The organism is Streptomyces sp. NPDC001858, from assembly GCF_053594615.1.
Window position 1 is genome coordinate 124,745 of the sequence record NZ_JBSFEV010000005.1, and the last position, 26,443, is coordinate 151,187.

Genomic DNA, 26,443 nt, shown 5'->3' on the forward strand with positions numbered 1-26,443 from the left:
GCCATGCAGATCTTCGGCGTGGACATCGGCGGATCCGGAATCAAGGGCGCCCCGGTGGACCTGGACAAAGGCGACCTGGCTCAGGAGCGCCTGAAAGTACTCACCCCGCACCCGGCGACGCCCGAGAGCGTCGCCGACGGGGTGCAGCAGGTCGTGGAGCACTTCGGCTGGACCGGCCCGGTGGGCCTGACCTTCCCCGGCGTGGTCACCGGCGGATCCACCATCCGTACGGCGGCCAATGTGGACAAGAGCTGGATCGACACGGACGCGCGCGCGTTGTTCGGCGAGCGCCTGGGCGGCCTGCCGGTGACGATGGTCAACGACGCGGACGCGGCGGGTGTGGCCGAGATGGCCTTCGGCGCCGGCCGCGACCGCAGCGGCACGGTGATCCTGCTGACGTTCGGCACGGGCATCGGCAGCGCCCTCTTCGTGGACGGCGTGCTCATCCCCAACACCGAGCTGGGCCACCTGGAGCTGAACGGCCATGACGCGGAGAAGCGCGCCAGCAGCAAGGCCAAGGAGGACGGCGAGCTGACCTGGGAGCACTGGGCGCGCCGCGTCCAGAAGTACCTGGAGCACGTCGAGATGCTCTTCTCTCCCGAGCTGTTCATCATCGGCGGCGGCGTCAGCCGAAAGTCGGAGAAGTTCCTGCACTTCATCGAGGGCGTCAAGGCGGACATCGTCCCGGCCCAGCTGCAGAACAACGCGGGGATCGTGGGGGCGGCGATGCACGCGGCGAAGGGCAGCTAGGCGCTCCGCTCAGCGCTCCGCTGGTAGTGCCGCGATGTGTCGTCGTTCAGCTGCCGCGCCGTTGTGGCTGGTCGCGCAGTTCCCCGCGCCCCTTTGGGGCGCTGCTGATCTGCGGCCGAGTCCGTCGTACGGCGTGGCGGCGGGCCGCCGCTCGGCGCAGGCCGCGCGCCAGGATGGTCAGCGCGGCCAGGAGCGTCCCCCCGTACAGCCAGCCGACCTGGGTGGCCAGCGCCGTGACCAGCCCCATCAGCCGCGCCCCGAACCCGTGCCCGCCCTCGGCCACCGGCAGCAGCCCGACGGCGAACGCGATCGGCACGACCACGGGCGCGGAGAGCAGCTCGCCGCCGCGCACCCACAGGGCGGTCAGCAGGCACACCGGCAGGAACAGCACGCCGTACGCCGTCAGCGAGGAACCGAACAGCAGCTGGATCAGGCACCCGAGCACGAACATCAGCGCACTGCTGAAGAGCCCGGCGCCGAGCCCGGTGAGCCGCGGATTGGGCACCCGCCGCCCGCCAGGCCACCCGGAGGGCTGTGCGGGGGAGGGACCGTCGGCGCCGGCGGGACGACTCCGAGGAACGGCAGGACGAAGAGGCCGAGCGGCCGGAACGGCCGGAACGGACGGAACGGGCGGAAGGGGCGGCAGAGCCGGAAGGGGCGGCGGCGGGTCGCGCCGGGTGGCGCCTCGGCTCGGCGGACGGGTCCTGTGTTGCTCCACTGGGCCAACTTAGGTCGGTTTATGTGCCGAATCGGGTGTCGGACACGCCGGGGCCCCGAGCTTGGCCATCCGTTCGACAGGTCCGCCGGGCCGCGTCCGCGCACGCCGTAAACTGGTGGACCGGTCGGCCCTCCGCCCCCTGGCCCTCGCCTCGAGGGAACCGGCCCCCTGGCCCTCTCACTACGGGAAGTCGCAACGTGTCGCTCACGATCGGAATCGTCGGCCTGCCGAATGTCGGCAAGTCGACCCTGTTCAACGCCCTGACCAAGAACGACGTGCTGGCGGCCAACTACCCGTTCGCCACGATCGAGCCGAACGTCGGGGTGGTCGGCGTCCCCGACGCGCGCCTCACGAAGCTGGCCGAGATCTTCTCCTCCCAGCGCATCCTCCCGGCGACGGTCGACTTCGTCGACATCGCGGGCATCGTGCGCGGCGCGAGCGAGGGCGAGGGCCTGGGCAACAAGTTCCTCGCGAACATCCGCGAGTCCGACGCGATCTGCCAGGTCATCCGCGCCTTCAAGGACGAGAACGTCGTCCACGTGGACGGCAAGGTCTCGCCGAAGGACGACATCGAGACGATCAACACCGAACTGATCCTCGCGGACCTCCAGACGATCGAGAAGGTCCTGCCCCGCCTCCAGAAGGAGTCGCGGATCAAGAAGGACGTCGTCCCGAAGGTCGCGGCCGTCGAGGCGGCGAAGGAGATCCTGGAGAAGGGCGACACCCTGTTCTCCGCGGGCATCGTCCAGGGCTCCGGCAACGAGGAGCTCCTGCACGACCTGCACCTCCTGACCACCAAGCCGTTCCTCTACGTCTTCAACGTCGACGAGGACGAACTGGTCGACGAGGACTTCAAGACCGAACAGCGCGCCCTGGTCGCCCCCGCCGAGGCGATCTTCCTCAACGCCAAGCTGGAGCAGGACCTCGCCGAGCTGGACGAGGAGGACGCGATGGAACTCCTGGAGTCGGTCGGCGCGGAGGAGCCCGGCCTCGCCACCCTCGCCCGAGTCGGCTTCAACACCCTCGGCCTGCAGACCTACCTCACCGCAGGCCCCAAGGAATCCCGCGCCTGGACCATCAAGAAGGGCGCCACCGCCCCCGAGGCCGCCGGTGTCATCCACACCGACTTCCAGAAGGGCTTCATCAAGGCGGAGGTCATCTCCTTCGCCGACCTGGTGGAAACCGGCTCGGTCGCCGAGGCCCGCGCCAAGGGCAAGGCCCGCATGGAGGGCAAGGAGTACGTGATGCAGGACGGGGACGTGGTGGAGTTCCGCTTCAACGTCTGATTCAACGTCTGATACGTCCGGCGAAAGGCCGTCCGACCTGCGGTGGAGCGGGTCGGGCGGCCTTTCGCCGTCCGCCCGGAATCCGCAGCGTGCTGACGGCGGCCGGCGTGTAGCAGTAGCAGACGCACCACCTCAACGACCAGCCTGCCGATGCCTTCCGTGATGATCAAGTAGCGCCCTATAGTGACCGCCGACTTGCGATGATCGATCAGTGATGGGAGCAGGATGGACTGGAAACGGCGCGTGCTCGTCCTCGGCACCACGGCGACGGCGCTGGCCGCGCTGATGACCGTCCCGGCATCGGCCCAGCCGACGGGTACCACCCGCTACGTGAGCGTCACGGGTTCCGACGCGAACCGCGGCACCGCGAAATCCCCGTTCCGCACGGTGCAGAAGTGCGCGACGACAGCGGTCGCCGGTGACACGTGTGTGATCGCGTCCGGCACCTACCGGGAGACCGTCACTCCGGCCCGCAGTGGAACCGCCTCGGCCCGGATCACCTATCGGGCCGCGCCGGGAGCGGACGTCGTCATCGACGGGAGCGACCCGGTCACCGGATGGTCGGCGGTGACCGGGTCGGACCTGTCGCAGCTGGAGGCGGCGGATCCGACGCTGGCCGGCTCGGACTTCTCCGCGGCCGTCTCCGCCGGCCGGATCTACCAGACCGGCGTGGTGCTGGACCCGGAGCTTCCGGGCAACCAGCTGTTCGTCGACGGCCGCATGCTCGGCGAGGCCCAGTGGCCCTACCCCGGCACCGATCCCACGCGCCCGAACTACCACTCGGCCGACTCGGGCACGACCGACACCCTCTACGACTCCGCCCTGACCCAGCCCGCCGGGTACTGGGAAGGGGCCAGGCTGACCTCGCACAACTGGTTCGTCAGCGAGACCGGCACCGTCACCGGTTCGAGCGTCGGCTCCGTGACGGCGTCCGGCCTGCCCGCCTGTGTCGGCCTCAGCCCCCACCAGCAGAACCTCTACTCCCTCACCGGCAAGCTGCAGGCCTTCAGCCACTCCGGTCAGTGGTTCTACGACGAGGACACTCACAAGCTGTACCTGTGGACGGCCGACAGCGGCAGCCCGGCCACGCACCTGGTGGAGGCCAAGCAACGCAACGTCGCCATCGATCTGTCGGGACGCTCCTACATCTCGGTGGTCGGCATAGGCATCCGCTCGGCCACGGCCCAGACCTCCGCGTCGTCCGCTCACAACGTGCTGGATGACATCGATGCCAAGTACGTCTCCCACTACATGGACCTCAAGGTCGACCCGGGCAAGGTCACGCCGACCGACGCGTGCGACGTGCTGACGGCCGGGGAGACGACCAGCGGCATCCTCCTGCGGGGTACCGCGAACACCCTGCGCAACAGCAGGATCGACGCCAGCGCGGGCAACGGGGTCCTGGCTGCCGGTTCCGGCAACACGGTGACCGACAACCTCATCACGCGCGTCGACTACCGCGGCAGCTACGCCGCCGGGATCAACGTGCTCGGCAGCGACCACACCATCACGCGCAACACCGTGACCAACAGCGGCCGCAGCAGCATCAACATCGACAACAAGGTCGCCGGGACGACGTCCTCGGGCCACGAGATCGCCTACAACGATCTGTCGGACTACGGGAACCTCGTCGTCGACGTCGGCGCGATCTACGTCTGCTGCCGGGTCGACCTCGCGGGGACGGAGATCCACCACAACCTCCTGCACGACGCGGCAGCCTTCGCGGCCAGCGCACCGGCACCGGGTGTGTATCTGGATAACTCCACTTACAACGGGACCATTTACAACAACGTGGCGTGGAACCGCACCACCTACGGCGCCGTGCTGATCAACCCCAACGGAGGCACCACCTCCGGCAACCGCGTCTACAACAACACCAGCGGCACCGACCGCAAGTCCGTCAGTCTTTTCCCCGGCACGTACTCGGACACCGAGGTGGCCAACAACATCGGTGACGCCGACACCGTGGACGGAGTGTCCTCGACCAACAACCTCCCCCAGGCGTCGGGCCCGGAGTTCACGAACCCTGCGGCGTACGACTTCACCCTCAAACCGACGTCTCCCGCCCGCAATTACGCGCTGGTCCGTCCGCCGGCCACCGACGGGTACACCGACCCTGCGCCCAGCGCCGGCGCCTACCAGTACGGGGCGGCCAAGTGGAGGGCCGGAACGGCGCAGGTCGTCGCCGGTCTTCCGCTGGTGACGCAGGTCGGTGGCGACACGGTGCCGGCCGGGGTCGCCCCGGTGGTCGGCGGCGGCGACCAGGCCCGGGTCGAGGTCACCGTCCGCAACGACGGTCCGCGCTCGGTCTCCTCTCCGAGGGTCGAGCTGGCGGTCCCCGCCGGCTGGACCGCCCGACCGCTCGGCAAGGCGCCGAAGCACCTGGCCTCCGACCGCTCCGTGACCTTCGCCTTTACGGTGACCTTGCCGGCCACCGCCGAACCCGGCAGCGGCACGCTGACCGCCACCACCTCGTACGAGGTGAGCGGCAAGGGACGGCTGCGGCAGGAGACGGCCACGGCGGTGGCGGTCGCACCGGCGGCGCCGGACGGCGAGGTCGTGCTGTCGCACCACGAGTGGATCAGCGGCACCAGCGGGTGGATGAGCCCGACGGTCGACAACAGCGTCGGCGGCTGGTCGCCGATCAGCATGCTCGGCCAGGTCCACCCGACGGGCATCGGCGTCGCCTCGCCGTCGACGGTGCGTTACTACGTCGGCGGTCAGTGCAGCCGGCTGGCGGCGACCGTCGGCATCGACGACGCCGTGCGCAACGTCGGTCCGGAGGGCGGCACGTCGACCTTCCAGGTGATCGGTGACGGCCGGGTGCTGTTCGACAGCGGCGTGCTGACCCGCGACGACGTCCGTCAGGCCGACATCGACCTGACCGGCGTCCGGGTCCTCGACCTGGTGGTCGGCGACGCCGGCGACGGCGGCTACAACGACCGCGCCGACTGGGCGGGTCTGAACGCCACCTGCTGACCCGGCTCGCCCGCAGACCATGAGACGCCGTGGCGCGAATACGCGCCACGGCGTCGTGCTGCCGCACCCCCCAGGCCTCCAGGCATCCAGGCCACCGAGAGTCCTTCAGAACATTCGGGTGATCGCTTCCGCTTCCTTTCCCGTTGGTGGCTTGCGGCGTTGCCAGTCTTCGGCCAGTTCGGCCGGGAAGCGGCGTCCGCTGCGGGCCAGGACGACGCCCTCGGTCAGTTCCAGTTCGTCGCCGGCGTGGAAGCCGCGCGCGGAGTCCTTCGGGAGGTCGCGCCAGGGGCCCGGGTTCGACTTGCCCGTCGACCGCCATCGGGTGCCGAAGCTGCTCAGGTCGGTGGCGTGCACGGCTCCTCCCGTGACCCGCAGTTCCACGTGGGCGCGGCTCACGCGGGTGGCGACGTCGCCGGGCAGCAGGTCGTGCAGGGCGATGCCGTCGGGGTCCGGCTTCCGGCCGATCCGTACCGTCGAGCCGTCCTCCAGGGTGAAGCGGGCCGCGACGCTGTCGGCGATCAGCAGCTTGATCTGGACGGTGGCCGTGCGCGGGCCGTCGTCCAGCAGTTCGAGGCCGTGGTACTCGCAGGTCGGGACGGAGCGCCGCATGCGGGGCAGGAGCACATGCGTGCCCTTGCGGCTGTCGTACGCGGTGCACCGGCCGTCCGGGCAGCGCCAGTTGCGTCGCACCACCTCGGAGCGGGGCTTGCGCCGGGGATCGAGCAGACCCTGTTTCTTCAGGACCGACTCCTCCTTCTTGCGCGAGATCTCCGCCGGCGTGGCCACTCCCATGTCCAACGGGACCAGCCGGACCGTGCCGTGCGGTCCGGGCACGGGCTCCAGGAAGTCGTCGGTGTTGCCCTGGAGGAAGGCGAAGTCGTCGCGGGCGTCCCGGTAGTGGTCGCCGGTGATGACCGGGATGCCGGTCATCTCGCACAGCTCCAGGACCCGTCCGTCCGCGTCGCCCAGCTCCTCGACCAGGCCGAGCCGCACCCACTTCGCCAGCAGCAGCACGTCCGCCGGGTCGGCGAACTCGTGGCGGCCGCCGCCGTGGCGCAGGCTGCGGTCGGCGACGAGATACAGCTTGACGTCCGGATCGCGGGCGAGCCGCACGGCCGCGTCGACGACGAGGGCGAGGCGGCGCAGCGAACGCTGGCCCGGCTCGCCGAGGCTCTGGTTGCGCACCACGTTCGAGAGATCGACGAGGAAGCACGCCTCTTCGAAGTCCGATGTCAGATGCTTCTGCACAAGATTCCCCCGCTTCCCCGAAAGTCCTTACGCGCCCACTGATGTGATGTTAATTACTTTGTAGGGCATTGGTCTTGGGGATCCAGAAACGCGGGGGGCGGAGATGACCGAGTGGGGTTCGCTGGCGGACGAGACGTCGTCCGGGGGGTGGCAGCAGGCGGCTCCGCCTCCCTCGTCGGCGCCTCCCCCGGCGGCCGACGACGACGAGTGGGGCAGTCTCGACTCCGGGACGCCTGCTCCCGACCCGGCCGCCTCGCCGGCACAGGACTCCGCAGGAGCCGGTGGACGGCAATTCGGGGCTTCCGCGCCTCCGACGGGCGTGCCGGTGCCGTCCCCGGAGGTCGTCGCCTCCCTGCTGACGGCCGGTGAGACGCTGTGGGCCCAGGTCGACGGCGCCGTCGCGGTGCTCGGCTCCGGCTGCCACGTCACCGCGGTGTACGGCGGCGATCCGGACGGCTTCAGCGGCTGGCGTCCCGTCACGGTCGTCGACCCGGCCCGGCTCATCGTGCGCCCGGTGCCGCTGTCCCTGGCCGAACCGCCCGTCGGCGCGGCCACTTCCGTCGCCGAGCTCTACACCGACACCGAACCGCCGCAGACCGGCGAACCCCTGCGCGCCGCCCGCTTCCCGGTCGGCCACGGGCCCGACCTGGACGCCCTGCTGGACCGGGCGCTCGCCGAGGAGCGCGAGCGGGTGCGCGCCGAGGCCGCCGCGGCGGCCCGCCGAGTGCAGGAGGAACTCGCCTACGCCCACCGGGAGCTGGCCGAACAGACCGAACTCGCCGAGCGCGCCGCGCGGTTGCGTGAGCAGGCCGCCGAGGAGTCGGTGCAGCGGTCGCGGCGGGAGGCCGAGCGGCGGATCGCCGCCGCGCAGAGCCAGGCCGGTCAGCGGATCGCCGCCGCCGAGAACCTGGCCGGTCAGCGGATCGCCGGCGCCGAGGCGGCGGCCCGGCGGGAGGTCGACGACGCCCGCGAACAGGTGGCGCAGGCGGTCCGGCAATGGCAGCACCGGGCCGAGCAGGCGGAGGCCGAACGGGCCCGCGCCACCGAGGAGTTACAACGCGTCAGCCGGGCGAGCGCGCAGCGCCTGGTGTTCCTCGGTGTGCTGGCCGTGATCGCGGTCCTGCTCGCCTTCGTCCTCAAGGGAGTGTGACGTGAGCGAACACGCTGACGACGCCATCGGCCGCGACGCCGACATCGGCACGGGCCCCGGCCTCGTCCTGAGCCCCGGTCCCGACGACGACCGCCACGGCGACGGCCATGCCAACCGGAACGAATGCCGCGAACCCGACCACAATTCCGCAGGGGAGCACGGCCCGGTCCCGGAGACCGAAGCGGCCGAAGCGAACGACCCGGTCCAAGCGAACGACGCGGCCGACACGGTCGAAACTGCCGAGGACGCCGCGGCTGCCGCGGATGTCGACTTCGTCGACACCGCCGAGGACACCCAAGAGATGCAGCGGCCCGAGTTCGTCGCCGTCGCCATCCCCGAGATCACCGTCCGCTGGCATCAGGACCTGGCGCCGACCCTGCGCGAGTGCGTCGACGAGCACGGTCGGCCCGAACGGGACGAACTGATCGCGGAGTTGCCCGAGCTCTGGCATCGGGTGGACTCCGCGCTGCGGCGGCTCGGGCCCGGCTGTCTGGTGACCGAGTCCGTGCGGCACGACGCGTACGAGGGCTGGCAGATCGCCGCGCTGCCGCGCTACGACCTGGAGGGCGGCGTCGAGTTCCACGACCGGCGCGAGGTCGCGCCCGCGCCACGCGACCGGCGGGCCCTCGTGCAGGCGCTGGTGGACGCCGTCGCGGAGCGGCCCTGTCTGGACCTGCGGGACGCCCTGCAACTGCTCGGGGTGTTCGCCGGCACGTTCCCGCCCGGCCTCGACGCGGTGAGCCACCGCCTGCTGGGCCATGACCTGCGGCAGGGCGTGGCGGCGGGCATGGCGGCACTGCACGAGGCCCTCGCGCGCCGCGCCCCGGACGGCGTCTCGGCGACCTGCTACCGGGAGAGCGCGGTCGGTTCCCGCAAGGCCAAGGGCGACCCGGCCACCGACAACGAGGACGCGGCCGGCGCCAGTCGCGACGTCTCCGGCACGGTGCGCTGCGCCGTGTTCGACGGGGTGACCGGCGAGGGAGACGGCTCCGGCCGGATCGCCGCCCAGGCGGCGCTGAGCCAGATCGAGCGGATCTGGAGGTCGGCGGAGGACCTGCCCCCGCAGCAACTCGTCGACGAACTGGACGTGTTCGTGCGCCGGGCCACGGACACGGGGAGCGCGGCGGCCGTCCTGGCCACCGTGCGCCCGGACGGCACGGCCGGCCTGGTGTCCGTCGGGGACGCCGAGGCCTGGCTGGTGCGGCCCCTGCGCGAACCGGCGTCGGGCGGGCCGCCCTCGCGGGAATCCGCCTACGCCGCATGGAAGCTGACCCCCGCCCACACCGGCTACGCCGAGCGGCTGCGGATCACCCCGCACGCCCAGGGCGACGCATCGGCCCTGGTCAACTACCTCGGCAACGGCCCCGGCCGCTGGGCGCAGACCGTGGTCGCCCTCGCCCCGGGAGACCTGCTGCTGCTCGCCTCGGACGGGGCGACGGAACCCGAACGGGACCGCTGGTTCGGCGCCGTACTGGCCGAACTGGCCGCCCGGATCGAGGCGTCGGGGCGGCCGCTCGCCCCGGGGCTCGCCGCGGCCCTCGTCCAGCGGGCGGAGACCCTGGGCGGCTGGGACAACGCCACGGCACTGGTGTGTGGGATCGGGGAGGCGAAGGAAGCATGACCACTGAGGACATCAAGCTCGGAGCGGACCGACCGCAGGTCCATGTCGACCAGGAGTTCTTCCTCTCGGTCGCACCGCGCGTACTGCGCCGCGCCGACCGGGTCGCGGACGGCATCGCCTATGTGCTCGCGGTCGACGACAGCTCGTCGATGGACATCAAGGCCGACGCGGCCACGAACGAGTTCGCGGACCCGAACAACCCGCAGGACACCAGCCGCAAGGACGTGGCCGTGGCCGGGGTACGCGAGTTGGTGGCGGCGCTGCCCCCGGACGCCGGGGTCGACGTCATCACCTTCGGGCAGCACGCGGGCCTGCGCTTCTCCGGCACGGCGGGCGAACTGCGCAACAAGGGCAGCTGGCCGGGCAACGCCCAGGGCGAGCGCTGGCGGACCGACATCGAGGGCGCGCTGCGGGAGGCGTACGCGCAACTCGGCCGGCGGACGGCGGCGTCCCGCCGGGTGGTGCTGCTCAGCGACGGACTGCCCAACTCCGGTGAGTCCGACCCGCGGCGGCTCGCCGCGATCGCCCAGGAGGCCGCCGGTCGCGAACTGCACACCGACGTCATCGGCATCGGCGAGGGCGCCGACTACCCCCTGCTGGAAGGGCTCGCGCCGACCGGGATGACCGCCCATGTGTCGTCCCGCGCGACCGCCGCCGAGAAGATGCGGGAGATCACGGCGAGCTTCGCGGCCTACGGCCGGGACGTCGTCGCGGGCAGCGCCGAGCTGTCCCTGCAGATCCACCCCAACATCAAGGTCGTCGCCGTCTACCAGATCGACCCGGTGCGCCGACGCCTGGACGGCGTGGTCTCCGACGGCGCGGGACACCGCCCCAGCCGGGTCCGGCTCACCCTGGGCGCGGTCGGCGCGGGCGACGAGGGCCAGCTGCGCTACGTCCTGAAGCTGCGCGCGCCCGACCGGACCAGCAGGACCGCGCTCCTCGTCGCCAAGGCGAGCGGGCGGATCGGCTCCGGGGCCGAGGCGCGGGAGCTGGGGGAGGCGACGACCCATGCGTGGGTCGTGAACGATCCGAACACCCCGATCCTGCGCCCCGACTACCGCCGGGAGGTGGACGCCGCGGAACTCGAACAGGACATCAACAACCGGGTCGCCGCGGCCGGTTCCACCACCGAACGGGAACGGATCTACGAGGAGGGCATCGAGCGGGCCCGCCGGATCCCCGACCCCGTGCTGATCGCCGCCTTCCAGCAGGCGGCCGCGGGACTGCGCGAGGGAATGCAGGCGAAGGACGTGCTCAACGAGTCCCGCGCCTCCTCCAGCCGCAGCAGCTCCAGCCGCAACAAACGGGACTGGTTCAAGGACATCCAGGTGGAGATGCCCGACGAGATCCGGGCCAGCCGCAGACAGCGCAGCCTGTACGACGACGACGGCGACACCGACTCGTACGGCGGCGGCTCCTACGGCGGCGGGTCGGGCAGCGGCGGCGGCTACGGCGGCGGCTACGACCCGGGTCGCGACAGCGGCCGGCGCTCCCACGGCGGACCGGTCCGGGGCCGTGACACCGGAGCCGACGACGGAGCCGACGCCCCGACCGACCCGCCGCGCCGGAGCGGCTCATGACCGTGCCCGTCATCATCGACGCGTCGAACGTGGCCGCGACCAGCCAGACCCCGTGGCCGTTCTCCCGGGTCGTCGAGGTACGGGAGGCATGGCTGCGCCGGCATCCCGGCGCCGATGTCATAGCCGTCCTGGATGCCACCGTCCGACCCCACCTGGACGACCAGAAACTCGTCGAACAGGCCGAACGCGCCCGATGGCTCCAGGTCTACCAGGGCGACGCGGACGACCGGATCCTCGCGCTCGCCGACCAGTACGACGCGGCGATCGTCTCCGACGACAACTTCCGCTACGCCCGCCGTGAGCACGCCTGGCTGCAGGGCAACAGCTCCCGGGTCTTCAGCGTGCGGCGGATGCGCGGAGAGGTCATTCTCAGCCTGCGCCACCTGGGCGTCGCCACCGACCAGGAGATCGAACGCGACCGGCTCAAGAAACTCCGCAAGGCCGGGCTGCTGCACCCCGATTCCGAGAAGCGGTTCCGGCATGCCTCGGGCGGCTCCGGCTGTGTGCACGCCGACGACGAACTGCGGCCCCGGCACGTGCACAAGCAGGGCACCCGCTGGTACTGCCGGCTCTGCTACTTCGACGTGACCGAGACGGTGGCGGAGGCGCCGCTGACGCCGGGGCCCGGCGCCGGACCGGTCCGGGTGACGGTGCTGCACGGTCATCGCACCCGGGAATCGCTCGCCGTGCCCCCCGAGGGCATGACGCTGGGCCGGCCCTCGCGCGGCCGTCCGGAGGTCACCGTCGTCACCACCGGACTGGACGAGCAGCAGGTCCGGCAGATCTCCCGGGCCCATGTCCGCATCTTCCTCGACGACGACGGCAAACCGCTGGTCGAGCACATCCCGGACCCCTGCCAGAACGCGTCGTTCCTCAACCCCGAGCTGGACTTCCGGGGCCGCCCGCAGTCCTCCCGGCTCGCCACCGGGACGCCGTACGCGCTGGAGGACGGCGACGAACTCTGCCTCGGCCCGGGCACCGTCCGGCTCCGGATCGGCTTCGGGAGCGACGAGTGACCGGCTTCGAACCGCAGTGGGTGCACGCGGACAGCCCCGACGAGAACGGCTCCCCGCGCAGAGCCTGGGTGCCCGCCGACTACGGGATGGACGGACGGTTCGCCACCCGGGAGATCATCTCCCGGGGCGGCCAGGGGTACGCCCTGCTCGCGGAGGACCGCTGGTCCGGCGGCGACGTCGTGGTCAAGGGCCTGTGGTGGCCCGAGACGGCGCTCGACGACCCGCAGAACGTCCTCACCACCCTGTCCCAGCATCAGAAGGCCCGCAGACAGGGGCTGCACGCCGCACGGCAGGCGGCGCAGCTGACACAGCAGTGCCCCGTCGTGATCAGTGTGGAGGCCCAGCCCTCGCCGTCCCTGACCGAGGCCGGCCACCCGCGGCCGCTCGTCGAGAGCTTCCTGGTGCAGCAGTTCATCGGAGCGCACGGCACCGCCTCGATCACCCTGCAGCAGGACATCGACGCCCGGAAGGCGAACGAGGACCACTACACCGAGGCCGAACTCCTCGACCTGGCCGAGCAGTTGTGCAACACGCTCGCCGCCCTGCACGCCGACCGGCACGAGAACGACAAGTCGTCCAAGGGCTGGATCCACGCCGACATCAAACCGGAGAACATCCTGGTCCTGGGCCCGCCCGCCCGCTATGTCCTGATCGACTACGACGCGGCCGTGCGGATCGGCGGACGGGTCGACACCACCACCCCCGCCTACGCGCCGCCGTCCGCCGAGGGCACCGACGAGCCCAGCGAGAAGGCCCCCGCGGCCGAGCGCTTCGACATCTACATGCTCGGCGCCACCCTCGCGCACGCGGCCGGGCTCAAACGTCTCTCCGAGGAGCACCGCCGCCAGCTGTACGCGGAGAAGCCCGCCTACACGGACACCGCCGAGGCCCGCAGGTATCTCACCTCGCTGGGCCACGGACCGGTGCTCACCAACGCCCTCATCACCTGTCTGTCCTGGCGGACCTTCCGCCTCTCCACCGTCGACCGCGTCCGTATCGACCTCGCCCGCGCCCGCCGGGTCACGGCCCTGCAGTCCGCGCTGCGCACCCTGGGAGGCGGATCCCGATGACCGCGAACGCCACCTTCGGCCGACTGCTCACCCAGGTCCGGGGACGCTCCGGACGCTCCTGGGAACCGCGCACCGTGCAACTGCGCCCCGGGCAGCTGCGTTCCTCCGGCGCGAACGCGCTGCGCGCCACCCGCCTCGTCAAGGACGCCGACGACGAGGCGTACGGCGCGCTGCGGTTCTTCCCCAGCGTCAAGGACCGCGGCCGGGCGGCCGCCCTGCTCGCCGCCGGCAGCCCCGTCACACCCCCGCTCGTGGACGTCGTCGACCACCCCCAGCTGCCGCCCGCCCTGATCACCGCATGGGCGCCCGGCAACGAATCGGTGCCGCTGCACGCCCTGCGCGACCGCGACGACCTCGGCGCGATGCTCGCCGGCGGCCACCGCTGGGCGCCCGCCGCGGCCCTGCGCACCCTGGTCCCCCTCGGCCGGGCCCTGGACGACATGGCACGCGCCGGATTCGTCCCCGTCGAGCTCTCCCCCGACCACCTCGTCGTCAACTTCGGGTCGGTCGTCCTGGCGGGCATCGGCCGGCACGGCTACCTCCCGCACGAGGGCCGCATGCCCGGCGCCCAGGGCATGTCGCTGCCCAGCGCCCTGCTCCTCGGCGGTGACACGCCGAGCGCGGGCAGCGGGGACCAGGCCCTCGCCCAGTGGCGGGAGGTGCAGTTACGCGCCCTGATCCGGCTGGCCGGCTGGATGGCCTGCGGACTCCCGCCCGGCGCCTGGGGCCCGGTGGACGGCCCCGCCGACCTCTACGGCTACCTGGAGGCGGCCGGATTCCAGCGGGTGCCCACGCTGCGCCCCGGCCGGCTCGCCGACACCCTCGCCCGCGCCGCGCAGGACGAGGAACAGGCCCGCGCCCGCGCCGACCTGGCCGGGGCCGAAGCCCTCCTGGTCTACGACGACACGGCACAGAGCAGGGGCGGCGACCGGCTCAGCATCAACCCGGAGTCGCTGCGGCTCGGACTGCTCCACGAACACGGCCCCAATGTGATCGCCGTCGCCGCCTTCGACCAGCGGCGGCTCAGCACCCGCGGCGCCACGCTGCTCTCCGGCGCGGGCTGGGTCCTGGTCCGCCCCGACGAACTGGTCAACCTGGCCTGCCGGATCGCGTCGGCGGCCCCGCACGCCCGCGTGGTGGTCGCGGGCCGGACGACGGCCGGCGCGCTGCGCAGTCTCCAGCGGGTGCGCGGCGCAGGCGTCGAACAGGTCGACTGGGACGACCTGTCGATCCCCTCGCCGCAGATCGCGGGCATGGCCGCCGACCGGCTGCCGTTCGCCACCGACCCGAATCTGGAGGAGTACTACGAGCAGGTCCTGGACAGCCGCGGCGGCGCGGCCCGGCGCCGCCGGACCTTCGCCGCCGGCTGGACCCTGAGACTCGGCGGCGTCGACCGCGTGATGCGGCCCGCACCGCGCGCGGCCCTGCTGGAACGCCTGGCCGACAGCTTCGGCACCGACACCGAACTGCTGGTTGCGGTGCGCTCCCTGCAGAACGCGCCCGGCCTGCGCCGACAGAACCGACTGCAGGACGAGGCTGGCCTGCGCCGCCTGGTGACCGCCCTGTCGGGCGTGCCCCGGTCCGTCTTCCGCGAATGCCTGATGTCGGCGCTGCTCGGGCCCGCGGAGCGGGACGTGTACGACGAGGCGGCCCGCCGCCTGCTGCCCGTGGCGGGCCGGCTCGCCGACGTCTTCGACCCGCGCCAGGAAGTCGGCGCCGACGGGCTGACGATGGCCACCGCCCTCCAGGAGCTGGAGGGCATCCGCCGCGTCGGCCTCTACGGGCGACTGTGCACGGCCGTCCCCGAGGTCGCGCCCGAACGCCTCGCCGCCGCGGTCGCCGGCATGGACGACCCGCTGGTCTCCCTGCTCTCCCAGATCCCGGCGCCCAGCCTGCAGTTCCTCGTCGGGCGCCTCGACGACCCGCAACTGCTCGACCTGCTGCGACCCCACCTGCACGGCGAGGACCAGGACCTGCTCGCCCGCTACACCCCGCAGATGTGGCGGCGGCTGCTCGACGGGCTGCGCCAGCCCGAGCACCTCACCGCGCTCGGACTGGGCTGGGTGCAGATCGTCGACCAGGACACCGCCCGGACGGTGGACGCCCGCGTGCTCCTGCAGATCGCCACCGACGCGAACGTCACGGGACGCGACGCGGTGCGCGCCCTGCTCGGCACGGCCCCCGCCGGCTGGCCGGCCGTGTGCGCCCACCCGACCCTTGCCGCCAGATGGCTGTCCGAACAGGGCGATCTGGACATCGCCGAGATCGCCGAGCGCTTCCCCGACACCCGGGCCGCCCTCGCCGAACTCGGCACCGAGGGCCTGCGGCACGCCCTGGAACTCGGCCTGAACCAGCGGGCGATGACCCGGCTCAACGCCTACGCCGACGGCGTCGGCCACCCGCTGTCCGACGTGATCGCCGCCTTCAAGGAGCGCGGCTACGAGACCGTGGAGCACACCGAGCCGCTCGGCACCGCCGCCGCCGTCGCCTGGTCGCGTTGGCAGCTCGACCTGGGCAACGAGCTCGACTGGGTGATCGGCAACGTCGTGCAACGCCCCGAGCGGATCCGCGACTGGGCCGTGAACGGGCCCCGGCTGACGGACCGGGTCGGCGCCGCGGTCCTCGCCCCGGGCGCGTCCACCGAGGCACTGGAGGCCGACCCGGTCCTGCTGCCGCTCCTGGCCACCCTGGCCGGCCCCGCCCAGCGCACCGCCCTGCTGCACCTGTACGCCGCCGACCCGAAGGGCACCCTCGAACCGCGCGCCCGCCGTGAACTCCCGCTGATCCTGGCCGCCGACGATCCACCGCTCGCCCTGCACACCCTGCTGCGCGACGGACTGGGCGTGGTCGCGCAGCAGTACGCCGAGCGGCTCGGACTCAGCCCCGAACTGCGCCGTGTCCTCGCCGAACTGGAACCCCTCGCCAGCAGGTTGGCGCTGCGTTCGCTGGAGGCCGTGCTGTCCGTGGGCGCGCGGTGGGGGACGCGGGTCGCGGTCACCGCGGCCGTGGTGGAGCAGCGGCTGCCGGGCAGCGCCGAGGCGGTGAACCTGTGGGGGCCGCGCTGGCTGCCGCTCCTGGCGGGCCGCTCCGGGCAGCGCGTGCTGTGGCTGCTGACCGAACAGGGCGAGAAGCACAGTCGCCATACGGACCGGCTCACCCCGTGGCTGCTGGCGGCCGGCGACGACGGACTCCGGCTCGTCGAACGCTATGGGTCCGACGCCCTGGACCTGGTCCTGGCCACCGGCGCCGCGCCGAGCGGGGCCAGGCTGCTGGGCGAGCTGCTGACGCTGCCCGGCCCAGGACCCGTCCTGTACCGCCTGATCACCGAGAACGGGCTGCCGCCGCAGACCTGGCGCCGCGCGGCCCGCCTGCTGTCCCGCGGTGAGCAGCCGGAGCGGGTCCTCCTGCGGCTGTGGAGCAGCACGCCGGTGAGGTGACCCGAGGCGGGTTCGTCGCTCCGCGAGACGGTCCGCACGGCAGACGGCCCGCACCGCGGTCCCGTCCTGCGGGCGGCGCCGCTGCCGCCTCGGCCGAAATACGGAGCCGGCTTCGGAGGCCGGATCCGGTCACCGGCGCCGGGTCGTCCGGACCCTGTGCCGGGTTCGTCGGGGCGTCGCGCTCAGCGTCGTCCGCGGGCCGTGCGGCGGGCGTCCCGTAGTACGCGCAGTGTGCCCGGCAGCGGCGGGTTCGCGGAGCCGCCCAGGAGGGCGGCTCCGCGGGTCAGAGCCGCGTCCGCGGTCAGCAGCTCGATGTCGATCACCGCGGCCAGCAGGGCTCGGTGCGCGGGCGCGACCAGGTCGGGCAGTTCGCGGGCCGCTCGCAGATCCGCGCGGGCGGCTTCGACCTCGTGGGTCACCAGTGCGCCCAGGGCCGGCGACCGCACGCCCGCCGTGAGGTCCGCCGTCGTCACCGAGAAGCGTTCCAGGGTCTCGGTCGGGATGCCGAGGTGGCCTTCCCGCAGGTCCTCCGCGAGGTCGTTGACGAAGTCCAGCCGCTGGCTGCCGTCGATGAACGTCCGGCACAGCGTCCGGTAGCGGTCGGCGTCGGTCTCCGGTTCCAGCAGCACGGCGACCAGCCGGAACGCGGGCAGCGAGTAGGCGTCCAGATAGGCCTGGTACTCGGACTCGGTGGTGAAGCCCTGGAAGTCCAGGTCGGTGTCGGCCGTGGACAGGTACTCCTCCAGCGCCGGCCGCAGCCGCGGGTGAGCGGCGACGGTGTGCAGCAGGGCGCGGATCAGCGGGTGGTCGGACTCGCCCGTCTCCAGTGCCTTGCGCAGCTGCTGCTCCCAGGACGCCCAGGCCGCGATCCGTTGCGGCTTCGGGCCGGTGTCCAGGAGGTTGTCGCCGTGGTGCATCACCGCCGTCGCGACCACCACGTGCGGCAGCAGGGGCCGTGGCAGCAGCAGTGCGGCCGCCAGATAGGACGTGCGGCGATAGCGCACGACGAGTCGCCGCTGGGCGGTGTAGTCGCGGCGCAGCTCCGGCTCCCCGATCCCGGCCGCGTCCAGGCTCTGTCTCCACATGTGCAACTCCGTCTGCCTCTGTGCTCGTACTTCTGACTGCTGGTAGGCCTGTCCGCCGGTCAGTGGAAGGGCTTCGGTTCCGTGACCCATCCTGCCGCCAGCACCAGCCGGGAGTGACGGTGCAGGGCGAGGAAGCCGAAGGGACGGTCGAAGCGGGCCCTGAGCCTGGTGGTGGTCCAGCGGAGCTGGGGTATCGCACCCGGTGCGAGGGCGAAGGCCGTCACCGCGGACGCGCGGAAGCCCGTCGCGCCGAACTCGGCCATCGCGGACTGCCGGGCCGAACCGACGGCCAGCGGGGAGGCGCTGATGCCGGGGAAGTGGCCCACGTCGGTGTCCCGGGCGGTCGTGAGGCCGAACAGTTCGTGCCGCGCGAGCAGATCGTGGTCGGCGGTGACGCCGAACGCCGGCGTCACGACGTCCAGCGTCGGCGGGTCGGGCGTCATGGAGCGCACTTTCTCCATGCGCAGGCCGGGACCGACGTCCCCGTAGGGGAGCATCGTGCCGGGCACGACCGGGTGCCGGCCGGCGAGGAGGCCCACGCCCGCGCCCAGCACCTGGCCCGGCGTCATCTGCTGCTCGCCGAGCAGCAGATGGACGTCGAGGCCGTCGGTGCCGAACACCTTCAGCTCGGTGACGTGTCCGGCGGGCGTGTCCGCGACGCCGATGCGGTCCAGCAGGAGGCTCTGGCGCCGCAGACCGAGCAGCGTGGGGTCGGTCAGGCCGGGCCAGTGCGGGCTGTACAGCGGGATCTCGTCGAAGGGGCGCAGCCACTTCGTCCGCAGGGTCAGCGCGCTCGCCAGCACCATCTCGGTGTCGTCCGTCAACGCGACGGGCATCCGCTCGATCAGCCCGCCGGTCCGCTTCGCCGCCCAGGCGTCCAGGGCCTGCCGGTCGGCGACCGGGTCTGCGGTCAGCACGCCGTGCGCCTCGGCCGGCAGTCCCGCCGCCCAGGCCTCGCGCAGCTCCAGGGTGCGTTTGGTCCACAGGCCCAGGGCGCTGTCGAGACCGCGCATCGACGCCAACGCGGCGAGCAACTCCCGCGCCGCGGGCGCGGCTTCGCCGGCCGGTACGCCGAGGGCCTCCGCAAGCTCCGCGCGCGCCGGGCCCGTCGCCCCGTCCGCGAGGAAGGCCAGCAGCGGCCACACCCCGGCGGCCGAGAAGACCGAGCCCTCGTCCACGACCCCGGCCCATCGGCCGGTCAGCGCATTGACCGCCCGGATCGTCGCCTTGGTGACCGCCATTCCATCCCCGCTCGTGTCGCGCCTACGCCTACGATGCGCCCAGTCGTACACCAGTTCAGTGCAGCTGTCAGAGCCCCCTGTCAGACTGACCCGAGCATGTGAACGACCAGTTGACCGGCTGTCCGGAAGACAGACTGTCTCGACAACTGCCTGAACCGTCTGAACCGTCTGAACCAGGAGCACGGTACTCGTGTCCATACCCCCGCCTCCCGGGCCCCACCAGCCCCAGGACCCGTACCAGCCTCCGCAGCCGCAGAGTCCGTACCCGGGAAGCCCGTATCCGCAGGACCCGTACGCCCAAGGAGCGCAGGGGCCTCAGGGGGCGTACGGGCCTCAGGGACCGCAGGGGCCGTACGGGCCTCCGGGGCCGTACCCGCAGGCTCCCTACGGGATGGCGCCCTATCCGGCCTGGGGGCAGCCGTACAACCCCTACGGGCGGCCCCCGACGATCAACGGCGTGGCCATCGCCTCCCTCGTCCTCGGCATCCTCTGCTTCCTGCCGGCCATCGGCCTGATCCTCGGGATCATCGCGCTGGTGCAGATCAAGAAGCGGGGCGAGCGCGGCAAGGGGATGGCGATCGCCGGCTCGATCCTGTCCTCCCTCGGACTCGCGCTGTGGGTCATGGCGCTGGCCACGGGCGGCGCCTCCGAGTTCTGGGAAGGGTTCAAGGAGGGCGCGAGCGCCAACTCCAGCTTCTCGCTCGCCAAGGGCGACTGCTTCGACGTGCCGGGCGAGACCTTCGACGAGGACGTCTACGACGTCGACAAGGTGCCCTGCGCCGGTGTGCACGACGCCGAGGTGTTCGCGTCCGTCCCGCTGTCCGGCAGCGACTACCCGGGCGACGACCGCGTCACCGACGTGGCCGACGACAAGTGCTACACGCTGGAGAGCGCCTACGCGATGGACCCGTGGGCGCTGACCGACAAGGTCGACGTCTACTACCTCACGCCCACCTCCGAGAGCTGGGAGTGGGGCGACCGCGAGATCACCTGCGTCTTCGCGCACGTGGACGAGGGCAAGACCCTGACCGGCTCGCTGCGCGCCGACGAGACGACCCTGGACGCCGACCAGTTGGCCTTCCTCAAGGCGATGGCCGCCGTCGACGACGTGCTCTTCGAGGAGCCGCAGGACTACGCCGAGGACGACCTGGAGGGCAACCGGACCTGGGCCGGGGACACCGGTGACGTGACCGGCGCGCAGGCGGTCGTGCTGGGTGCGCACAGCTGGTCCGCGGAAGCCAAGGAGCCCGTCGGGGCGCTGGTGAAGGACATGCAGGCCGCGAGCAAGGAGTGGGCGGCGGCGGCGAAGGCCACCGACGCCGACGGCTTCTACGGGCACTACGACACCGCCTACTCGTACGTCGACGGCGACTCCACCGTCACGGCACGCGAGGCTCTGGGTCTGGCCACCACGCCGCCCGCCTACGGCGAGGACTCCGGCGGCGGGAGCGGCGGCCCGGGCGGGGGCGACAGCGACGGCGGTCTGGAGGTGTGATCGCGCCCGCAGTGGGGAGAAAGCGGTGAGAAAGTGCCTGGCTAATGCGTTTCCCGGGCACTTGTCATCACATCGAGTGATTCTCTGGCCTTTGCTTGCACGGTACAACCCAGGGTTGCCAGGCTGTAGCTGTCTGTACAACCTGATGGGAGTGGCCAGTGACATTCGGTGAGCAGCCGGCGTATCTGCGTGTCGCGGGTGATCTCCGCAAGAAGATCGCCGACGGGTCGCTGCCACCGCACACCCGCCTCCCCTCCCAGGCGAGAATCCGCGAGGAATACGGGGTCTCCGACACCGTGGCCCTCGAGGCGCGCAAGGTGCTGATGGCGGAGGGGCTGGTCGAGGGCCGTTCCGGTTCGGGGACCTATGTGCGTGAGCGGCCCGTGCCGCGCCGGATCTCCCGCTCCGGCTATCGCCCCGTCAGCGGTGCCACCCCGTTCCGTCAGGAGCAGGCGGAGGCGCACACGCGGGGCACCTGGGAGTCCAACAGCGAGCAGACCGAGGCGAGCGTCGCGGTCGCGGAGCGGCTCGGGATCCAGTCGGGCGACCGGGTGATGTGCACGAAGTACGTCTTCCGGGAGGCCGGCGAGGTGATGATGCTGTCCACCTCGTGGGAGCCCCTCGCCGTCACCGGCCGCACGCCGGTCATGCTCCCCGAGGAGGGCCCGCTCGGCGGCATGGGCGTCGTCGAGCGGATGCGGGCGATCGACGTCATCGTCGACAACGTCACCGAGGAGGTGGGGGCCCGTCCCGGTCTCGCCGAGGAACTGCTCGCCCTCGGCGGCGTTCCGGGGCATGTCGTCCTGGTCGTCCAGCGCACGTACTACGCCTCGGGCCGCCCGGTCGAGACGGCCGACGTGGTGATCCCGGCGGACCGCTACCGGGTCGCCTATCACCTGCCGGTGAAGTAGCCCCGCCGGAGCGGGCGGGCGGGGCGGGGTGGGCGGGGGAGCGGGCAGGGGCGGTAGCGCATTCGCTCCGACGGCGCACACCCTTCCGGCAGTTGCCCCTGGTATCCGCACGTCGTGGGCCCCTCCGCGGGCCGTCGGGATCCGGTCGTTTCCGGTCGTTCTCGCAGGTCGCCCGGTACATGCAAAGAACCCCGCCAACCGGACGCGTTGCGGCGCGCGCACGGCGCGTTCGGCCCCGTGCGCCCCCTGCGTCTTGGCTGGTTGCGTACCTCTTTGTGCAAAGCCGTGTTCGGTGCGTAAAGGTAAGGCGTACGCTCGGGCATATGCGGATTGCGGTTTCCTTGGAAGGCGGGGCGCGAGGCGTACCGCGGACGGGATCCGGGCGGGCCGGGGCGAGAAGGGGGCGTGGGGCGCGATGAACGACAGCACCATCTCTCTGCCTTGGCACGTCATACGGCAGGACGACAACGGCAATCGGTACCGCGTGGGCCGGTACGCGACCCGGGCCGAGGCCCAGAAGATCGCGGACAGCCTCGACGCCCGCGGTCACAAGCAGCTGTACTGGGTCGAGCGGGTGGGCCAGGGGCAGTCCTCGGTACAGGCGCAGTCCCAGTCCCAGTCCCAGACACAACCTCAGGCCCCGGCCCCGGCCCCGGCTCAGGTGCAGAACGGGGCAGACGGGACCCGGAACTGACGGGTCAGGTCCCCGGGCTCCGGGTCCCCTGGGCTTTCGGCCCCCGGGCTCCCGGTCCCGTAGGCTCCGGCGCATGACGGAACGGATCGTGGTGGTCGGAGCCGCCCTGCTCGACGGCGGCCGCCTGCTCGCCGCGCGCCGCAGCGCACCCCCGGAACTCGCCGGACGCTGGGAACTGCCCGGCGGCAAGGTCGAGGTGGGCGAGGCCCCCGAGGCGGCTCTCGTGCGCGAACTGCGCGAGGAACTCGGCGTCGAGGCGCAGGCCGTCGAGCGCGTCCCCGGGGAGTGGCCCCTCAGGCCGCCCTATGTCCTACAGGTATGGACCGCCCGCCTGCGTCCCGGTTCCCCCGCCGCCCAACCCCTCCAGGACCACGACGCGCTGCGCTGGCTCACCCCGGATCACATCTGGGACGTCGACTGGCTGGAGCAGGACGTGCCCGCGGTGCGCGAAACCCTCACGAGGCTCCCCAGCGAAACCCGCTGAACGATCCGGTCGCCCCCAGGGCGCGCGGGCCGGCCCCGGTTTGCCTCGGGGGCGCGTTGATCGCGGTGCGGGGTCGGCGGTACGCCGTTTGTGCCACTGTGCGCCCTGCGTTGCGGTACTGGCTCGTGGATATCGGGTATGTGCTGATTAACCCTATGAAATCGGACATGGGGTCTACTCGCTGGCCTGGGAAGTGATCGGCGTGATCGACTCCGAAGGCAGCCGCGCCGAGTGGACGTTTCCCGCGGAGCCCGGTGCTGTGCGCACCGCCCGCAGCGCCGTCCGGGACCAGTTGCGCGGCTGGGGCCTCGACAGTCTGGGCGATGTCGCGGCTCTGCTGGTCAGTGAGCTGGTCACCAATGCGTTGCGGCATGCGACGGGTCCCATCGGGGTCCGGCTGGTCCGCCCCGCGGGCATGGCCGACGTGCTGCTGGTCGAGGTCTCCGACCCGTTGCCGGACCCGCCCCGCGAGCGCGTCGCCCGGCTCGAGGACGAGAGCGGACGCGGGCTGCAACTGGTGGCTTCGTCCGCGCGCCGCTGGGGCACCCGGCCCGGGGACACCGGAAAGACCGTGTGGTTCGAACTCGCGGTGCCGGGTTGACGGCGCGTGACGCGGGGATGAGCCGGGTGTACAGCGGGGGCGGCGGTGTCGTCCGTCCGGTTCTGGTCGCCGACCGGTTGCGGAAGGTGTGATTCGACGACGTGTCCGCTGGTTAGAAGACTGGAAGTGTTGTCGCGGAACGGGCCAAAAAACGCCTGGACCGTGCTGTGATCGTGAACACCGTGTCGTGCGGCCCCGTAGTGCTGGATACTGCGGGCAGCCGCCGCCGGTGACCGGTGCCGGACGCGGTGAGCTGGAGGGGACGGTTCGCGTGAGCGAGATACCAGCGAAGGCCACGGAGTCCGAGGACCCGTCGGGCGGCGCGAGGGCGAAGAGTTCTGGCGTGCTCGCCGCGGACGCCGTGCTCGCCGCCGATGCCGCGCACGACCCGGCCAACCGCGCGACCGCCAGCCAGGCCGACCGCGCGACCGGCAGTCACACCGGCAGCCCGGCCGACCGCGCCACCGGCAGCCCCACCGGCAGTCCGGCCGACCGTGTGAGCGACACCCTGGGTGACACCTTGGGTGACGGCGTGGGCGAGGCGGCGGCGCACGGTGACGCGATGTGGCAGAGCAGCCCGCCCGGCTCGATCTACGACTACATCAAGGTCGCCTCGTTCTCGATCGGCCCCGACGGCCTCGTCGACCAGTGGAGTCTGCGCGCCGAGCAGATCTTCGGCATCCCCGCCGACAAGGCCGTCGGCATGGACCCCATCGACGCCTTCGTCGAGCCGACCCTGCGCGAACGCGGCCAGCGCAAGATGGCCGAGATCCTGGACGGCCGCGAGTGGACCGGCGTCGTGCCGTTCCGGATGCCGGACCCGGTGCCCGGCGGCGGACGCGGCGAACAGGGCCTCGCCGAGGTCTACGTCATGCCGACGCAGACCCTGGACGGCGAGAAGGCCGCCGTGTGCATCGTCGTCGACGTCCGCACGCTCCGCAGCATCGAGACCGACCTCGCCGCCTCGCAGGCCATTTTCGGTCAATCCCCGTTCGGGTTCCTGCTGATCGACCCCGACCTGCGGATCCGCCGGGCCAACCAGCGGTTCTCCTCGATCTTCGGCGGCGGCCCCGACGACCACCGGGGCAAGGGCGTCCACGACTATCTGCCCCGGCCCGAGGCCGAGCGGGTCAGCGCGACCCTGCGCAGGGTTCTGCAGACCGGCGACTCCATCACGGACATGCACGTCACCGGGTTCGTGCCGGGCTCCGACGAGCGCCGCCACTGGTCGATCAACCTCTACCGCGTGCACAGCGGCAGCGGCCGTCCCATCGGCGTCGCCTGGCTCGGCACCGACATCACCGCCCGGCGCGCCGCCGCCCGCGAGGCCGCCGCCGCACGGCGCAATCTCGCCCTGCTGAACGAGGCGGGAGCCCGCATAGGGAACTCCCTCGACCTGGAGACGACCGCGCGCGAGCTCCTCGACGTCGTCGTGCCCGGCTTCTGCGACCTCGCCACCGTGGACCTCTACCAGGGCCTTTTGGCCGGCGACGAGACCCCGCCCGGCCTTGCCGACGGCAGCGCGGAACTGCGCCGGGTCGCCTTCTCCTCCGCCGTCTCCGACGCCCCCTTCGCCGGCAGCGGCGCGCCCGTCGCCGTCGGCGCGGTCCACCACTTCCCGTTCAACTCGCCCTGCGCGGACGCCCTGCGCACCGCCCGCCCGCAGCTCATCCCCGGCGAGGACGGCGGCCGCCTCGTGCAGTCCACCCTCGCCGTCCCGATGGTCGCCCACGACACCGTCGTCGGCCTCGCGCAGTTCTCGCGGACGAAGGGCAGCGAGCCGTTCGGGGACCGGGACCGCGATCTGGCCGTGGAGCTGGCCGCCCGCGCGGCCGTCTGCATCGACAACGCGCGGCTGTACCGGCGGGAGCACGAACGGGCGTTGATACTGCAGCGGTCGCTGCTGCCGCCCGGCGACCCGGTCGCCTCCGGACTGGACATCGCCTGTCGCTACCTCCCCGGCAACGCCTCCACGGGCCGCCCCAGCGAGGTCGGCGGCGACTGGTTCGACGTCATCGAACTGCCCGGGCACCGGACCGCGTTGGTGGTCGGCGACGTCATGGGCCGCGGGCTGCGCGCCGCCGTCGCCATGGGCGAACTGCGCACCGCCGTGCGCACGCTGGCGCTGCTGGACCTCGAACCCGCCGAGGTCCTCTCCGCGTTGGACGAGATCGCGCGCGGACTCGGCACCCCCGGCGGCGTCCAGCAGGCCACCCGCGCCGCCCGCCGCCCCCGCGAGGCCGATCTGTCCGAGGTGTATCTCGCCACGTGCGTGTACGCGGTCTACGACTCGGTGACCCGGCGCTGCACCTTCGCCAACGCGGGCCATCTGCCGCCGGTCCTCGTCGAACCCGGCGAGCCCGCCCTGATGCTGGACGTGCCGCCGGGCATGCCGCTCGGCGTGGGCGGCGAGCCCTTCGAGGAGGTGGAGGTCGAACTCCCCGAGGGCGCGCTGCTGGCGCTCTACACGGACGGACTCGTCGAATCGCGCGACCACCCGCTGGACGAGGGCCTCAACGCGTTCGTCGCGGCGCTGACGGACCCCTCCAGCCCGCTGGAGGACGTCTGCGACCACGTCCTGAACACCCTCGACACCCACCACGGCGAGGACGACCTCGCCCTGCTGATGGCCCGCGTCCAGGGCCTGCCCGCCGACTCGGTCGGCGACTGGACCCTGCCGCGCGAGCCGCGCAGCGTGGGCCGGGCGAGAGAGCACGCACGGCGGCAGCTGCTGGCCTGGGACCTGGAACCCCTGGTCGACACGACGGAACTGCTGGTCAGCGAGCTGGTCACGAACGCCCTGCGGTACGGCGAGGGCGAGATCAGACTCCGGCTGCTGCTGGACCGCACGCTGGTCTGCGAGGTCTGGGACTCCGGCCTGGTCCAGCCGCGCCGCCGCCGCGCCCGGGACACCGACGAGGGCGGCCGCGGCCTCCAGCTCGTCGGCCTCCTCTCCGCCGCCTGGGGCTCACGCCGCACCCCCCGCGGCAAGACGGTGTGGTTCGAACTCCCCCTCCCCGACGGCGAAACAGGCCTGACAGACCCCGCAGAGGCCCTGCTGAGCCTGTTCTGACCCC

The 26,443-nt window shown here is 72.3% G+C and carries 19 protein-coding genes; 15 read left to right on the forward strand and 4 right to left on the reverse strand.

Annotated features, from left to right (window positions below; translation table 11 throughout):
- The first annotated feature begins 3 nt into the window (after nt 1-3).
- Complete coding sequence (gene ppgK, locus ACWCPF_RS09260; RefSeq protein WP_451044359.1) at nt 4-750, forward strand: polyphosphate--glucose phosphotransferase; 747 nt, start codon at nt 4-6, stop codon at nt 748-750.
- Between the two features lie 46 nt (nt 751-796).
- Here ppgK and ACWCPF_RS09265 read toward each other — a convergent pair whose 3' ends face one another.
- Nucleotides 797-1,255, reverse strand: coding sequence for a DUF6542 domain-containing protein (locus ACWCPF_RS09265; RefSeq protein ID WP_451044360.1), 459 nt, complete (start codon nt 1,253-1,255; stop codon nt 797-799).
- A 410-nt stretch (nt 1,256-1,665) separates the two neighbouring features.
- Between ACWCPF_RS09265 and ychF the strand changes: the two genes are divergently transcribed.
- Both ychF and ACWCPF_RS09275 read left to right on the forward strand, forming a co-directional pair.
- Nucleotides 1,666-2,754 (forward strand): redox-regulated ATPase YchF, encoded by a 1,089-nt coding sequence (gene ychF, locus ACWCPF_RS09270; RefSeq protein WP_451044361.1) that lies wholly within the window; start codon nt 1,666-1,668, stop codon nt 2,752-2,754.
- A 225-nt stretch (nt 2,755-2,979) separates the two neighbouring features.
- Nucleotides 2,980-5,733, forward strand: a complete 2,754-nt coding sequence (locus tag ACWCPF_RS09275; protein WP_451044362.1) for an NPCBM/NEW2 domain-containing protein — start codon at nt 2,980-2,982, stop codon at nt 5,731-5,733.
- A gap of 105 nt (nt 5,734-5,838) precedes the next feature.
- On the opposite strand, the gene ACWCPF_RS09280 is transcribed toward ACWCPF_RS09275, so the two are convergent.
- A complete protein-coding gene (locus tag ACWCPF_RS09280) occupies nt 5,839-6,981 on the reverse strand; it encodes an FHA domain-containing protein (RefSeq protein ID WP_451044363.1) in 1,143 nt (380 codons plus the stop codon).
- A gap of 103 nt (nt 6,982-7,084) precedes the next feature.
- Between ACWCPF_RS09280 and ACWCPF_RS09285 the strand changes: the two genes are divergently transcribed.
- Genes ACWCPF_RS09285 through ACWCPF_RS09310 form a run of 6 tightly spaced genes read left to right on the forward strand, consistent with a single transcriptional unit; the run spans nt 7,085 to nt 16,855 of the window.
- A complete protein-coding gene (locus ACWCPF_RS09285) occupies nt 7,085-8,131 on the forward strand; it encodes a hypothetical protein (RefSeq protein WP_451044364.1) in 1,047 nt (348 codons plus the stop codon).
- Between the two features lies 1 nt (nt 8,132).
- Nucleotides 8,133-9,752 carry a PP2C family protein-serine/threonine phosphatase gene (locus tag ACWCPF_RS09290; RefSeq protein WP_451044365.1) on the forward strand — a complete coding sequence of 540 codons (1,620 nt, stop codon included), beginning with the start codon at nt 8,133-8,135 and terminating at the stop codon, nt 9,750-9,752.
- Nucleotides 9,749-11,332: a VWA domain-containing protein gene (locus ACWCPF_RS09295; protein ID WP_451044366.1), complete on the forward strand. Its 1,584-nt coding sequence runs from the start codon at nt 9,749-9,751 to the stop codon at nt 11,330-11,332. The genes ACWCPF_RS09290 and ACWCPF_RS09295 overlap by 4 nt, the downstream gene beginning before the upstream one ends.
- Entirely contained in the window at nt 11,329-12,348 is a 1,020-nt protein-coding gene (locus tag ACWCPF_RS09300; RefSeq protein WP_451044367.1) for an NYN domain-containing protein, read from the forward strand. The genes ACWCPF_RS09295 and ACWCPF_RS09300 overlap by 4 nt, the downstream gene beginning before the upstream one ends.
- Nucleotides 12,345-13,418 carry a hypothetical protein gene (locus tag ACWCPF_RS09305; RefSeq protein WP_451044368.1) on the forward strand — a complete coding sequence of 358 codons (1,074 nt, stop codon included), beginning with the start codon at nt 12,345-12,347 and terminating at the stop codon, nt 13,416-13,418. The genes ACWCPF_RS09300 and ACWCPF_RS09305 overlap by 4 nt, the downstream gene beginning before the upstream one ends.
- On the forward strand, nt 13,415-16,855 hold the full coding sequence (locus ACWCPF_RS09310) for a hypothetical protein (protein ID WP_451044369.1): 3,441 nt from the start codon (nt 13,415-13,417) through the stop codon (nt 16,853-16,855). The genes ACWCPF_RS09305 and ACWCPF_RS09310 overlap by 4 nt, the downstream gene beginning before the upstream one ends.
- A gap of 182 nt (nt 16,856-17,037) precedes the next feature.
- Here ACWCPF_RS09310 and ACWCPF_RS09315 read toward each other — a convergent pair whose 3' ends face one another.
- Entirely contained in the window at nt 17,038-17,946 is a 909-nt protein-coding gene (locus tag ACWCPF_RS09315) for a squalene/phytoene synthase family protein (protein ID WP_451044370.1), read from the reverse strand.
- A gap of 53 nt (nt 17,947-17,999) precedes the next feature.
- Nucleotides 18,000-19,181, reverse strand: coding sequence for a serpin family protein (locus ACWCPF_RS09320; RefSeq protein ID WP_451044371.1), 1,182 nt, complete (start codon nt 19,179-19,181; stop codon nt 18,000-18,002).
- A 190-nt stretch (nt 19,182-19,371) separates the two neighbouring features.
- On the opposite strand from ACWCPF_RS09320, the gene ACWCPF_RS09325 reads away from it, so the two are divergent.
- From ACWCPF_RS09325 to ACWCPF_RS09350, 6 genes are all read left to right on the forward strand, one after another.
- Entirely contained in the window at nt 19,372-20,676 is a 1,305-nt protein-coding gene (locus ACWCPF_RS09325; protein WP_451044372.1) for a DUF4190 domain-containing protein, read from the forward strand.
- A 158-nt stretch (nt 20,677-20,834) separates the two neighbouring features.
- On the forward strand, nt 20,835-21,587 hold the full coding sequence (locus tag ACWCPF_RS09330) for a GntR family transcriptional regulator (RefSeq protein ID WP_451044373.1): 753 nt from the start codon (nt 20,835-20,837) through the stop codon (nt 21,585-21,587).
- Between the two features lie 415 nt (nt 21,588-22,002).
- Entirely contained in the window at nt 22,003-22,281 is a 279-nt protein-coding gene (locus ACWCPF_RS09335; RefSeq protein ID WP_451044374.1) for an SPOR domain-containing protein, read from the forward strand.
- A 73-nt stretch (nt 22,282-22,354) separates the two neighbouring features.
- Nucleotides 22,355-22,765 carry a (deoxy)nucleoside triphosphate pyrophosphohydrolase gene (locus ACWCPF_RS09340; protein WP_451044375.1) on the forward strand — a complete coding sequence of 137 codons (411 nt, stop codon included), beginning with the start codon at nt 22,355-22,357 and terminating at the stop codon, nt 22,763-22,765.
- A 193-nt stretch (nt 22,766-22,958) separates the two neighbouring features.
- A complete protein-coding gene (locus tag ACWCPF_RS09345) occupies nt 22,959-23,366 on the forward strand; it encodes an ATP-binding protein (protein ID WP_451044376.1) in 408 nt (135 codons plus the stop codon).
- Between the two features lie 271 nt (nt 23,367-23,637).
- The gene (locus ACWCPF_RS09350) at nt 23,638-26,439 is read left to right on the forward strand and encodes a SpoIIE family protein phosphatase (RefSeq protein ID WP_451044377.1); all 2,802 of its coding nucleotides are present in this window, start codon (nt 23,638-23,640) and stop codon (nt 26,437-26,439) included.
- Nucleotides 26,440-26,443: the final 4 nt, after the last annotated feature.